Origin of the sequence: Micropruina sp. (genome assembly GCF_047602085.1) — a bacterium.
In the GTDB taxonomy this organism is placed as follows: domain Bacteria; phylum Actinomycetota; class Actinomycetes; order Propionibacteriales; family Propionibacteriaceae; genus Micropruina.
Genome location: NZ_JASGID010000002.1, coordinates 914,532 through 927,986, shown reverse-complemented (window position 1 = coordinate 927,986; position 13,455 = coordinate 914,532). Strand labels below are relative to the sequence as shown.

The 13,455-nt window shown below is 63.7% G+C and carries 9 protein-coding genes and 1 pseudogene; 5 read left to right on the top strand and 5 right to left on the bottom strand.

What is annotated here, in order from left to right; translation table 11 throughout:
* Nucleotides 1–32 precede the first annotated feature (32 nt).
* Nucleotides 33–1,276 (bottom strand): annotated as a pseudogene (locus QM721_RS05035) (IS3 family transposase).
* A gap of 245 nt (nt 1,277–1,521) precedes the next feature.
* Complete coding sequence (locus QM721_RS05030; RefSeq protein WP_415119601.1) at nt 1,522–2,094, bottom strand: acyltransferase; 573 nt, start codon at nt 2,092–2,094, stop codon at nt 1,522–1,524.
* Between the two features lie 78 nt (nt 2,095–2,172).
* On the opposite strand from QM721_RS05030, the gene QM721_RS05025 reads away from it, so the two are divergent.
* Together QM721_RS05025 and QM721_RS05020 are read left to right on the top strand one after the other, a co-directional pair.
* Nucleotides 2,173–3,687: a lipopolysaccharide biosynthesis protein gene (locus QM721_RS05025; RefSeq protein WP_415119599.1), complete on the top strand. Its 1,515-nt coding sequence runs from the start codon at nt 2,173–2,175 to the stop codon at nt 3,685–3,687.
* 39 nt (nt 3,688–3,726) lie between these two features.
* Nucleotides 3,727–4,635, top strand: coding sequence for a hypothetical protein (locus QM721_RS05020; RefSeq protein ID WP_415119597.1), 909 nt, complete (start codon nt 3,727–3,729; stop codon nt 4,633–4,635).
* On the opposite strand, the gene QM721_RS05015 is transcribed toward QM721_RS05020, so the two are convergent.
* From QM721_RS05015 to QM721_RS05005, 3 genes are all read right to left on the bottom strand, one after another.
* Nucleotides 4,581–5,870 (bottom strand): hypothetical protein, encoded by a 1,290-nt coding sequence (locus QM721_RS05015; protein WP_415119595.1) that lies wholly within the window; start codon nt 5,868–5,870, stop codon nt 4,581–4,583. The genes QM721_RS05020 and QM721_RS05015 overlap by 55 nt on opposite strands.
* A gap of 1 nt (nt 5,871) precedes the next feature.
* The gene (locus QM721_RS05010; RefSeq protein ID WP_415119593.1) at nt 5,872–7,140 is read right to left on the bottom strand and encodes a polysaccharide biosynthesis tyrosine autokinase; all 1,269 of its coding nucleotides are present in this window, start codon (nt 7,138–7,140) and stop codon (nt 5,872–5,874) included.
* Between the two features lie 140 nt (nt 7,141–7,280).
* The gene (locus QM721_RS05005) at nt 7,281–7,922 is read right to left on the bottom strand and encodes a DUF4352 domain-containing protein (RefSeq protein WP_415119591.1); all 642 of its coding nucleotides are present in this window, start codon (nt 7,920–7,922) and stop codon (nt 7,281–7,283) included.
* A gap of 276 nt (nt 7,923–8,198) precedes the next feature.
* Between QM721_RS05005 and QM721_RS05000 the strand changes: the two genes are divergently transcribed.
* The 3 genes from QM721_RS05000 (at nt 8,199) to QM721_RS04990 (ending at nt 13,449) form a co-directional block, all read left to right on the top strand.
* A complete protein-coding gene (locus QM721_RS05000) occupies nt 8,199–9,680 on the top strand; it encodes a hypothetical protein (protein WP_415119589.1) in 1,482 nt (493 codons plus the stop codon).
* 337 nt (nt 9,681–10,017) lie between these two features.
* Nucleotides 10,018–12,573, top strand: a complete 2,556-nt coding sequence (locus tag QM721_RS04995; RefSeq protein ID WP_415119587.1) for a PKD domain-containing protein — start codon at nt 10,018–10,020, stop codon at nt 12,571–12,573.
* A gap of 126 nt (nt 12,574–12,699) precedes the next feature.
* Nucleotides 12,700–13,449, top strand: a complete 750-nt coding sequence (locus QM721_RS04990) for a CDP-alcohol phosphatidyltransferase family protein (protein ID WP_415119585.1) — start codon at nt 12,700–12,702, stop codon at nt 13,447–13,449.
* Nucleotides 13,450–13,455 lie beyond the last annotated feature (6 nt).

The window sequence follows — 13,455 nt, the reverse complement described above, 5'->3', positions numbered from 1 at the left end:
GGACCGTGCGGCAAACGGCACCAGCCCGTTTTTCAGCCACGAGTTGCTCGACTCCCACCCTTGAGGTTGACCCCGGAAATCCGGACAGGTGGTTGTTTGGTCAGGTGGTGTTCGTATTGTAGTGGGCTGATGTAGCCGATGGCGGAGTGGCGGCGGCGGGCGTTATAGAACCCGTCGATCCAGGCGTAGACGCCCTGGCGGGCGGCGGCGATGGTGCCGAACACGTGCCGCTGGTAGTACTCGGATTTCAGGGTGGACCAGAACGATTCCGCAGCAGCGTTGTCCCAGCACACCCCGGTGCGGCCCATGGAACGGAGCAGCCCGTACTCACCACACACGGCGGCGATCTGCTGGCTGGTGTATTGGCAGCCGCGGTCGGCGTGAAAGATGACCGTGTCGGGCAGTTCGCCCCGTAATGCGACTGCTTGACGCAAGGCGTCCTCGACGAGATCGGCCCGTAGGTGGTCGGCGATCGAGCGGCCCCGGACGCGGCGGGTGTGGCCATCGCGGATGGCGCACAGGTAGGCTCAGCCTTCACCGGTGGCCAGGTAGGTGATGTCGGAAAACCAGGCGAGGTCACGCTCGCCTTTGTCGAAGTCGCGGTTGACCAGGTCCGGCGCCGGGTCGAGATCCGGGCCCGGGATCGTGGCTGGTGGATGCCAGGTGCGGGGACTGATCCCCGCTATCTGCGCTTGCCGCATGCACTTCGCGACCGTCTTGACCGATACCGTCTCGCCGGCCTCACGCAGATCATGCACGATCCTGGGCGCCCCGTAGGTGCCATCCGAAGCCTTATGGAACTCGATGATCTTGTCGGTCAACGTGGCCATCCGCTGCTCGCGGCGGGTCGGGACAGCCGCCCGCCGCCGGCGCCATTCGTAGTAGCGGCGCCGATCCACCCCAAGGAGTCGGCACATCCGGCCGATCGTGTAGTTCGCCTTCTCCGCGTCGATCACCTCGAAGCACTCCTGCCGGGAGTGTTCTTCGCCGCGAAGAAGGCTGCGGCTTTTCCCAGGAAGTCGTTATCCAACCGGAGCTCGGCATTCTCGTGGCGTAACCGTTCCAGCTCGGCCCGTTCCGAGACATCCAACGGTGCCTCCGGTGGCGCACCGATCCGGTCCCGCTCTAGCTGGACCCAACGGCCCAACAACTGCGCACCCACGTTGAGCTCCGCCGCGACCGCCGCAATCGTCCGGCCCGTATCGATCACCCGGTACGCAGCCTCACGCCGATACTCCGGGGTATAGCTCTTCCGCTTCTTCGTCGATCCCATCAGGGAACATCCTCTCCAGCGGCCCCTCACAAGGGAACCCGCCAAGACGGCGTCCGGGCTACGGGGTCAACCTCGCTCCATGCTCACCGCGATCTGGCACATGCTCACCAGCCCTACCACCAATACCGATCAGCAGCCGCATAGCCCGGCCCGACAAGAAGCCGGCAGGACAAGCCCCGACCGGTCACTCCACCCTGCCCACTCACCAACGCAACTTCGTGTCAGGCAAGACGAATGTTGATCTCAGTTCAATGATTCTGGGGTGGGGCAGCGCCGCGGCTACGGATGACACGAGTCGGGGCACCGACCGCGATCACCCTTGGAGGGATCACTCCCCTCGCGACGCTGTTCGCTCCGACAACGGCACCCTCACCGATTAGCGTGCCCTTGAGCACCACAGAACCCCTGCCAATCCAGACATCCGCACCGATAGCTGTCGGCTCAGTGAGTAGCTGTTCTCGCATGGGGCCATCGAGGCTGGTCCCATGGTCTGCATCGCGGATCGAGCACATCTCAGCGATCTGCGTGTCCGCACCTATCTGGATCTCTTCCGAGGCGGCCAACACGCAATAGTGCATGACCTTGACCCGGTCCCCCAGCACCAGCTTGGCGGACGATGGAACATCGAGAATGGTGCCCACACCTAGATACACGCCATCACCGAACACAAGGCCTCGATGCGGACGCCAGCGCAGATGCACCCCACGCTCGGCCTGTAGCCGCCGTCCAACAGAACCTCCGCCAATGCGGATCCAGACAGCAAGCACGCCACCTCGGATACGTCGCTGTAGCCTCCGGTAGCGAACGAACAATGCGGTCATGACACACTCCTGCTCTCCGAGACAGCCATCGTATGACGTAGGATCCCGTACGTCTTCGGGTGGGATGGAAAGGTGCGAATGAATTCACTTGGGGGGAGCGACGACGCCAACGGCGGGGTGCGCTCAGACGCGGGCGGGGCCCCGACCAGAAGTCAAGCATTCTCTTCCGTACGCTGGAGCGTTCTCGCCGTGCTGGGCAGGCAACTACCACAGATGATTGCCGCACTCGTCCTCGCCAGAGTGCTGGGCCCTGAAGCCTACGGTGTGATCAGCGCCGCAACCGTCTACGTTACTTTCACCACACTCCTACTTGACCAGGGTCTCGCTGCAGCTCTCGTCCAGCGCCCCGCGCTCCCGCCCGGCCTCAGCGGGGCGGTAACCACAGTGAACCTGCTCAGCGCCGCGGTTCTGGGTGGCGCCACGGTAGCCACGTCCGACTTGGTCGCGCACTTCTTCACCGCGCCCATGCTGGCCCCACTCTTAGGTGTGCTGGGCGGCGGACTGCTGCTGAAAGGCGTGGCGATCACACCTCGCGCCCTCCTGCAGCGTGACCTACGGTTTCAGCGCATCGGCTTAGCCGATCTCGTAGGAGGGACGGCGGGTGCCGCGGCAGGGATCACAGCGGCCCTCGCGGGAGCCGGCATCTGGTCGATGACCTGGATGGTGCTCACCACCGACTCACTAGTGGCGCTACTACTGGCAATTTTCGCCCGCAGCGGGTGGCCGAACCTCAGGTTCGGCCTACTGAGGGAGATCCTGCCGTTCAGCCTGCGAGTGTTCGGCAGCAACGCGCTCGCGTTCCTCTCACGCAACCTGGACAACATCCTGGTAGGACGGTTCCTCGGGGTGGCATCGCTATCGCTGTACTCGATGTCGTACCGCGTACTGGTTGTCCCGGTGCAGTTCATCGGCCAAACCGTGAACCGTGTGGTCTTTCCGATCTTCTCAAGGGTGAGTGACGAACGACACCGCCTTGCGGCAGGACTGCTGATGGCAACGGAGATCCTTGCTTTCACGGCAGTTCCAGTGATGGTCGGGATCTCCGTGGCCTCACCCGAACTCATTGAGTTGATTCTGGGCGCAAAGTGGGCTGCTGCCGCACCCGTACTCACGGTTCTCGCGGTAGCAGGTGCACGAGAGACTGTCTTCAACGTCACGAACCCGCTGATGCGCGCCAAGGGAGCCGGAAAAGAGATCTTTCGGTACGAGTGGCTGGCCGCGGCCGTCCAGCTCAGCGGTATTGCGATCGGCCTGCAGTTCGGGGTCTTCGGCGTTGCTGTCGGCCTGCTGGCCGCCGGCGTAGTCCTCAGTCCTGTGTTGCTGGCCATTCAAAGGCACTTCACCGGGCTGACGATGCGCAGCCAGTTGGGTCGGATGCTGCCGCCTGTGCACGCCAGCATGTGGGGGGCGGTGGCCTACGTACTAGTCCGTTGGTGGCTAGGGCAGCCGTTCGCTGTACTCGCCGTCGGGCTGATCGCCTACCTGTTCGTCACCTTCGGGGTGCTGGGGCTGATCCACCGCTCTGCCACACGGCGAGCGATCACTACCATCAAGGAACTCCTGCGACCGGGAAATCCAGCACCCACGCAGTGAGTTTGTTGTCGGACCCCATTGGCACCACAATGAAGCGTCATGGACGTTCCTGCAGCCCCGGCGAGATTAAAGCGCCGGCTGGCCCCGATTTACCAGACAGTTCGACGTCGGACAAAACGGCTGAACGCCCAAGTTCAGTACATGTGGTATAGGGTATACAACCGGACGGCACACAGACCGGTCACAGGCTCTGCCTCGCTGATGGTGTCGCTGACAAGCTACGGGCAGCGAGTGGAGCAGGCGTTCGCAACGATCGAGGCCATCGGCGCAGGCTCGATACGTCCGCGCCGACTCGTGCTGTGGCTAGACGACCCGGCGATCGCCGGCGCGCTGCCTCCAGAACTTGTTCGGTTGCAGGCCCGTGGGCTGGAGGTGCGCTTAACAACAAACCTCGGCCCCCACACCAAATATTTTCCGAGCCTGGCCGAGCTGGACGGCACTGGCCTCTCCTTGGTGACCGCCGACGACGACATTCTCTATCCACGGCGCTGGCTGGCCGACCTTCTCGAGGCGTCCACCGAGCACCCCGGCCACGTGTGTTGCCATCGCGCCTATGTGGTCTCGGTTCGTGGCGAAGCCATCGCCCCGTACTCAACGTGGCCGGTCTGCCGCACGACCGATCCAGGGCCGACAATCTTCGCCACCGGAGTCTCCGGGGTCCTGTACCCCCCGCGGATGCTAGCCGCGCTGCGGGAGCGGGGAACCGCCTTCCTGGAGTCGACGCCAAAGGCCGATGATGTGTGGCTGCACTGGGTCGCGTGGCGTGCAGGTGTGCCGGTGCGCCAAGTCCGTGCTACCGCTCGGCACTTCCCGATCGTCCCGGGCACCCAGGAGGTTGGCCTGATTCACGCCAACGTCGGTGAGGGAGCCAACGACCGCTGGATCTCCCAAGTCTATGACGATGCGGATGCCAAAGGCCTTGCTGCCGCCGGCGCACCAGCGCGCTGATCGGGCGGTGGTCCTGTCCGTGCACCAGCAATCACCAGACCGAGCAGCACCCAAGTGAGAGTTCCGGTTAGGTTGGCGAAGGCGAGTGCACTGGAGGCGTTCTGGAGCACCAGCACGAGCGTGGCGCCGAGCGCGATGCCCGAGATCCAGCCGTGGCGCCCGTACAGCGCCAGCAAGAGCACCTGGCCACCGAAGAACAGGACGGCGAGCACTAGCCCGACATCGATCGCATACATCAGGAACGAACTCTCCACGCTGGTCTGGAGCCCAGCCTCACGGGCGATGTCGTAGCTGGAGGTGAGCCCAGCCCCGCTGAACAGGTACTTGTGCCAGTTTTCCAAGACGAACTGCAGCGCTTGTTCCCGCGCCTGGCTGGAACCGGTGTCGTCCTGCAAACGCGACAACAGTCCACCGGCCAGGCCCGTGGCCGCGATCCAAATGGAGGCCCCGACGAGGCCGGCGGAGGTCAGCAGCCGGGTCCAGATCGAGATCCGGGAACGGAACACCGCTAGGACGAGAACGCCCAGCATCATCACTCCGCCCACACGACTCTGGGTCACGAGGGTGGACGAGCAGTATAGAAGCAGCAGCCCGAAGCGGAACACGTTGGAGCGCAGCCCAAGGGTGAGGGCCGCACCGCTACTCAGCAGCAGCGATAGAATCAGCGGACTCTCGGTAGTACCCATCCACCGAACGAAGCGGTCGAGGCTAAACCAGGAGTTGGTCAGATAATCATCCTCGTAGAAGATGATTGATCCCAGCGCGCTCTGCATCAAGGAGAGCACAGCCTGGACAGCGGTCGCCAACAGGACGGTGTCACGTAGCAGTAGTTGGCCGCGGCGATCGGCGCGCGAGATGACCATGAGGCCGAGCGCTACCGGTGCCACGATCTGGTCGATCAGGAGCCGGGATCCACCGCTACCGTTGTAGTAGCTAGTCGCCCCGCCCATAACAATGAATAGCACCAGCATTGTGCTCAGATAGGGGTGTGACCCGATCACCCTGCCCAGATGGCCAGGATCCCAGATCATCTGGGCGAGTACCCCGGCAAGCGCCAGCCAGCTAGCTGGGTGGAAGCCGAGCGGCGAGAGGACACTCAAGCCGGTGAGATGATGACCCGCCACAGAAGGAACTAGGGTCCACAGCCAGAAGACCAGACAAGCGAGCAGCACCGGCCTACGCCGGAACCACCAAGCTGTGGCCAGGCAGAGCGCCACCCACGCCACCAACTGCACGTCAGGCCTCTCTGGGCACGTCCTGCTGCCCATAGTATGACGAGACCGCCGGCCCATGTTGCGCTGGCACCATAGTCATCACGGTCCCCAGAACCTTCGCGCTCACCGACCGCAACGACTCGAGTGCGGTGAACACCTGATCCTGCTTGGTGGAGCCGTAACGGACAACCATCAGCACGCCGTCGGCCAGCACCGAGGTAACCACACCGTCTGTCACCGGCAGCACCGGCGGGGTATCGATGATGATCACGTCATACAGCTCCCGCGCCTCGGCTATGAACCGGCCCATCGCCTGGGAACTCAGCAACTCGCTCGGATTCGGGGGGATCGGACCCGACGCAAGAATGGCCAGCCCGTCTGGACCCCAGTCCTGGAGAAGATCAACCCAGTTGGCGTCGCCCACCAGCACAGTGGTGAGTCCGACCGCATCCTCCAGATCGAGCCGCCGCTCGAGCTTCGGCCTCCGCAGGTCGGCATCGACCAGGAGGGTCTTCACGTCCGCCTTGGCGAAGGTCTGGGCGAGATTGATCGCCGTGGATGTCTTACCCTCGGATTCGACCGCCGACGTGACGACGAGAACCTGGATCGGATTGGTCGCGTTCACGAAGCGCAGGTTGGTGCGTAGCTGGCGATAGCCTTCCGCCCGCCTGGTGCGGTTGTCGGCGGGGTTCAAAACCGGATCTTTGTGAGCGCGCGCGTCACGAACCATGGCCGCGAGGGTCGGCACCCCTGTGGCGGCGGCGAGAGCGTCACGGCTGCGGAAAGAGGTATCGAACTGCTGCATGGCGAGCCCGATCGCGATGCCAAGCGCGAGCCCCAATGCCCCACCGAGAGCCAGATTGAGCGCCTTTCGAGGACTTACCGGTTTAGGGTTTAGCGTCGGACCAGAGATCACTCGCAGTTCGACCTCCGACTTATCCTCACGATTATCGACCTCGCCGATCACTGTATCGAGGTTACGGGCGATCGATGCGGCGATCCGCTGCGCACGGTCAGGGTCAGTATCGGTGACCGTCACCTGCATAAGCACGGTGTCCGCCTCCACGGTCGCGGCGATCATCGTCGTCAAAGTTGGTGGGTCGATATCAATCCCTGTGTCTATGATGATCGCCCGGGCGAAGAGTTCGGAGTTGATCACCCCGACATAGGAGTTGATTCGGCGCTGGGCGAACTCATCTTCCTGCAACGCCGAGGTCGCCCCGCTGCTGGATGTGGCGGCAAAAACGGTCAGTCCCGCCTGATACTGGGGCTGGGTGGTTTCATTGATCACCCAGGCGCCGCTAAGGCCAAGGACCAAGCACACCAGGAGGATCGGCCAGGATCGGGCCAGACCCACCAGTTGCGCCCGGAATCGTGAGCTCGAGGCATCTTCGCCCAAGGCTGACGGAACCATCGCAATGGGTGCCGACATCAGACACTCCCCTCAAAAATCGATACGGCCGCCTCAGTCGAGTAGCGAAACTCCACTCTGATCTGGCCTCGCTGGTTCTTGGGAACGTTGAAGATGTAGCTCCCCTTAGCCTTCTTCCCCGGAGCAAGCCGTCCGCTGAACGGAACCGGGTCGGGACCGCTGAGCGCAGCCGCCGGCGCATTCTTCTTACCGTAGTAGAGGTTCACAACCGTGTTGGCGAGATCAACCGGGCCGTCGGAGCGATTGCGCACCTGAACGGTGACTCGGAGCGCAGGGCCGGCAATCTCACCCGGCCCCTGGGCCTCGCCTGTGACCGCCTTGATTGCAGTCACCTCAGCGGTGACGCCCTTGGCTGGATGCGCCGGCTCATCAATGCCCGCCGTCACCGTCGCCGCCGCCGCACTGGTCGGCTCAACGGACGGCGTTCCGGTAGCGGTTGGTGTCGGAATGTACTGCGTGGGCACTGGCGTGGTTTCGCCTGGCGCGGTGGCAGGACCGGGTGTCACGGTCGAGGCGCTCGATCCATGGTTCGCTGGACGAACCAGCAGGGCTCCGCCCGCCACTACAGCAAGTGCACACCCTCCGAGTACCAGCCATCGGATCCATTTTGGGCGGTCAGGTTCAGACAACTGGTCGCTCATCTGTCCATGTTCCCCTCTGGAAGCCGCCAGGGTTGCCCCCATCCCCGGGGATCCCGCCACGATGCTAGCGCAGGGCATCCAGTCAAGATGAGCGATCCCGAGGTGGAGACACGCGTGGCTCCACACAGCCGAGCAAGGCAGCTCGCAACCTGAAAATGACATGGGGATTTGTCAGAAATGGTGCATATCTCTTAGACTTTTCTCAGCTTTGCCGGGGGGAGGCTACCTGGACACCGTCCAGACGGTATCTGTTAACTACGGAAGGATCCCCAAAACATGCCTGCCACTCCCGCATCAACCCGAAGACTGCGCAACGCGCTGGCTGTTCCTGTTGTTGCACTACTCGCTGCCGTACTTGCACTGGCATCAGCACCCCAACCGGCGGAGGCCGCTTCCACATCGGGGACTCTGAGCCTATCCCCCGGCACCTACGCCAATGCAGCTATCACCACGACGTCACTCGCCGACTCGATGGTCAGCGGCAACTTCACCGTCCCCAGCGCCAAGCCTGTCTACCTCGGCCTCCAGTTGCGCAACAGCGGTGTGAAGACCGGCTATCGAGCCAAAGCGAGCGTGAACGGCGCCGGGGCCATCACCGTGGGAATCTCTCGCGTGAGCGACTACGCCGAGACCAAGCTAGCGTCGGTATCGACCGGTCTCACAGTCACGTCCGGCGCCCAGGTGTTTGTCGAGGCAGCGTCCGTCGGTAGTAACCCGGTTCAGGTGTACGTGAAAGCGTGGACCAGCGGCAACGGGTTCACCGGTTGGCAACTCTCCTACATGGACTACACCAGTAGCCGCATCACCGCATCGGGCGCGCCCAACGTGTGGGCGTACTTAAGCGGAAACGCTAGCGCCTCGGCCACAATCCCTTATACAGGCGTCAGCGTAAGCTCGTACACGGCGGCACTTGCGAGCGCAAGCACCGTTGGCACATCGGTGGTCTCGGACAAACCAACGAGCACCGTCACCGCCGCCACGACGTCCACGTTCCCCACCGATGCCAGCACCGGCGTGAAATCCGGAAGCACGCTGACCCGCCACGACGGAAACATCACCGTTACCACGGCTGGCACTGTGCTAGAAAACCTCGACATCCATGGGTTCGTCACAGTGAAGGCAAAAAACGTCACGATCCGCAACTCCATCGTGCGGGGCGGCAAGCAGCAGGGCACTCAGCAGGGGCTGATCACCAACTACGGCTATGACAATCTGGTGATTGAGGACGTGGACGTTAAGGCCGAGTACCCCTCGGTCTACTTCGATGGAATCAAGGGGTGGGACTTCACAGCCACCCGTGTACACGTGGTCGGGAACGTCGATTCGGTCAAGATCCACGGCGACAACGTGACTGTGCAGGACTCGCTCCTGGAAGACACCACCTATTACGCCAGCGACCCGGCGCAAGACGGCGGTGCGACCCACAACGACAACATCCAGATTCTCACTGGCACCAATCTGAAGATCACCGGCAACACGATCCAGGGAGCGACCAACTTCGCAATCCTCGGTGGTGCCGAACAAGGCGATGTGAATCTGACCGTCACTGGCAACTATCTGGACGGCGGCCACTGCACGGTGAAGCTGCAGGTGAAGAACAGCAACAGCGAGACCGCCAAGGTGACCAAGAACACCTTTGGCCCCAACCGCACGGTCAGTTCATGCGCCTTCACCGCGTACCCCGCGGTAAGCCTGACCCAAAGCGGCAATGTGTTCACCGACGGCACGAGCGTGACCCCGGTGATCGTCGTGTCCTGACCCGAGCGCGCAGAATTGCCGTCCGAACTCACGCTCGGACGGCAATTCTGCGTGTCGCCCCTTCGTGGGGTGGGTTGCTCACTACGCACATGTACGCACCCACAGTGGGCTAGCCAACCAGACCATTGGTGATGGATTCTTCCACCACTGGATGGGCCCCGGGTCGTCACTGAGAGGTCAGCCCGCAAGAGCCCTGACAGTTCACCCAGGGGCGGGCGCGAGCCGAAAGGTGATCCGGCATCGCCGTGCAGTCTGGCGAGCGCCGTATGAAACTCGGATCGGGGCGAGCGACTGTCGGTGCCGATGGCACCTGCACGTCGGAGGGGGATTCATCAAGATGACTGGAATTTCTGTACGTACACGTGGATCGCGAGCACTGGCAGTGCTGGCCGGACTGCTTGTGGCCATCGCGGTGGTGGCACCGCCGACGGCGAAGGCCGACTCCGACCCGGTGGATCCGAGCAACTCGACGACGCCGCCAACGGTGGCCATCGACCGGCTGCCGACTGTGCAACACAACGGCGTTGCGTGGAACCAGGTGATCGTCAGCAACGTCGTCTACGTGGTCGGGAGCTTCACCGCGGCCAGACCTGCCGGAGCGGCATCCGGCACGAACCTGACGACTCGGAACAACGCACTGGCCTACAACCTGACCACCGGCGAACTCATCACCACCTGGAACCCGAACCTGAACGGGCAGGCCCTAGCGATCGCAGCCGCACCGGACGGGTCAAGGATCTATGTTGGAGGCGATTTCACCACCGTCGGCGGCACTAGCAAGTCCCGCATTGCGGCTCTCGATCCCACCACCGGCGCCCTGATTTCGTCGTTCACCGCCAGAGTTGACGGCACAGTGCGGGCGATCGCGGCGACGGCCTCCACCGTCTACGCGGGTGGATCGTTCTCAACGGTGAACGGGGTAAGCCGCGCCCGCCTGGCCGCCATCCGAGCCAGCGACGGTGCACTGCTGACGGCTTTCGCTCCCACGCTGACGACACTCGACACGTCCAGCCCGAAGGTGCATGCGCTGGTCCTGTCCCCCACCGGGGACCGGCTCGTGGTCGGAGGAAATTTTGGTGCGCTGAACGGCTCGTCCCAACCTGGGTACGGCCTCGGCATGCTGAACTCCACCACCGGCGCAAGCCTCGCCCTACCTGCGAACGACACCGTCCGCGACGCTGGCAAGGACTCTGCGATCCTCTCGCTCAGCAGCGACGGAACCTACTTCTACGGCACCGGTTACATCTACGGCACCGGAGGAAACCTCGAAGGCGCCTTCTCCGCACGTTGGGCCGACGGCGGCATCAACTGGGTGGAGGACTGCCACGGCGACAGCTACGGGGTGTACTCATCCCCGACTGCGGTGTACGTGGTGGGGCACCCGCACTACTGCCTGAACCTCGGCGGCTACGGCGAGACCAGCACCCCACAACGAGCGCTGGCGTTCAGCCGGGCGGCCACCGGGACCTTGACCAAGGACACGCGCGGCTACCCCAGCTTCACCGGCGTGGCGGCACCGTCCCTGCAGAATTTCTTTCCCCAGCTCACCACCGGAAGCGTCTCTGGGCAGGGTCAGGCGGCCTGGACCGTGACGGGTTCGGGAGACTACGTCGTGCTGGCCGGAGAGTTCGGCCAGGTGAACGGCACCGCGCAGCAGGGGCTGGTGCGGCTGGCCAACAAGGCGATCTCGCTGAACCAGCAGGGGCCGAAGGCGAGTGGTACGAACTTGACCCCAACCCTGACCTCGCCGGCGGCGGGCCAGGTGAAACTCGCCTGGACAGCGAACTACGACTACGACAACACCCGGCTCACCTACTCAATCCTGCGCGACGCCACGTCGAACGTGGTCGCGACCCTGACCGGTGACTCGACGTGGTGGTCACGGCCGTCCCTGTCGTACACCGACTCGGGCGTTGCCGCAGGCACGCACACCTATTGGGTGAAGGCGGCCGATTCGTTCGGCAACTCCCAGACCTCGCCATCGGCGTCGATCACCGTCACCAGCTCAACCAACGCCTCACCCACCGCGTCCTTCACCGCGACGGTCAGCAGCTCGACGGTCAGCGTGAGCGCCGCGGCGTCCACCGATTCCGATGGCAGTATCGCCAGCTACGCCTGGAACTGGGGTGACAGCAGCACCGGCTCGGGGGTGACCGCGACCCACACGTACGCGGCTGCCGGCACCTACTCGGTGACGCTCACGGTCACCGACGATCAGGGAGCGACGGCAACGTCCACCATGAGCGTGGCGGTCGGAACCTCGACCAGCGTGCTTGCCGACGACGCGTTCACGCGCACGGTCACGTCCGGTTGGGGCACCGCCAGCACCGGCGGCGCCTGGACAGTAAGCGGAACGGGCTTCTCCACCGATGGCAGCACCGGGTTGCTGACCCTGTCCTCTTCGGGAGTCACCCGGGTCGCCGCGCTGGCGGGTATCTCGTCGACCTCATCTGACCTCACCTCGACCATACAGCTCGACAAGCTGCCGAGTGCGTCCGCGGGCTGGATCGGGCTGATTGGACGCCGGGTCGGCAGTGCCGATTACCGGCTCAAAGTGCGGTTCGACACCGGTGGCACCCTCGCGCTGTACCTGGTCTCGGTCAGCGGCACTGAAACCACCTTGGCCAGCGCCACGGTGTCAGGGGTGACGTACACGGCCAACGCGAAGCTGAACGTGCGACTACAGGTAACCGGCACGTCGCCGACGACACTCTGGGCCAGGGCATGGTTGTCGACGGCGTCAGAACCGTCGGCGTGGCAGGTCTCGACAACAGATTCGACGGCTGCGCTGCAGGCGGCCGGCTCTGTTGGCGTCCACGGGTACATGTCGACCTCGGCCACGAACTCCCCGTGGACAATCAGGTTCGACGACTTCAAGGTCGTGCCGGCCTGAAACCGGCCAGACGGTACCTGCCAGGAGGCACGAAGTCAGTAGTTGGCCCGCCGGAGCATGTAGCCGCCTACCTGGGGCTAAGCTGTGTGAGCCGTTTCCGGCACCAGGCGGAACCAGGGGAGAGACATGACTAGCGCGGACGCCAAGTCCTTTGGCGCGTCCTTCGAACAGTTGCGCGCAGCGCAAAAGAATTCGACGGGCGCGCCGCTCTATTCCAAGCTGGTCAACCGCCCGCTCGGTCGCGTGTTCGCAGCAGCCGCCCATCAGTTCGGACTGACTCCGAACGCTGTAACAGGGATCAGCGCGGCCTTCACCTTCGCGGGCATCATCGTGCTGGCGGTCGCCCCTCTTGGGGTAACCACCGGTCTAGTGGTTGGAGTACTGCTGGTTCTCGGCTACGCGCTGGACTCGGCGGACGGCCAACTCGCGCGATTGCGCGGAGGTGGCAGCCTGGACGGTGAGTGGCTGGACCATGTCGTCGACTCGGTCAAGCTAGCCACCATTCACCTGGCAGTTCTGGTCGCGGCCTACCGCAGCGGCGCCCCCCAGTGGTTCTTGTGGGTTCCGATCGCATTCGCGGTGGCCCAGAACGTGTACTTCTTCGGCATGATCGCCACCGATCTGGTGTTGCGTGAGCACCACGCACGTACCGCACCCGGCACACCCTTCGCGGCACCGCGGTTTGGCCAGAATTCAGCCACGCTGGTGAGCGTCGTACGCATAACGATCGACTACGGTTTTCTCTGCGTCGCGTTCGTGCTGCTCGGAGTGCCGTGGCTGTTTGGGGCCATCTACACGGTGATGGCAGTGTGCATGGTGGGTTACACCGCCCTGGCAGCTATCCGGTGGTTCCGGTTGGTGCGGTCCGCGTCCTGAGTGGCG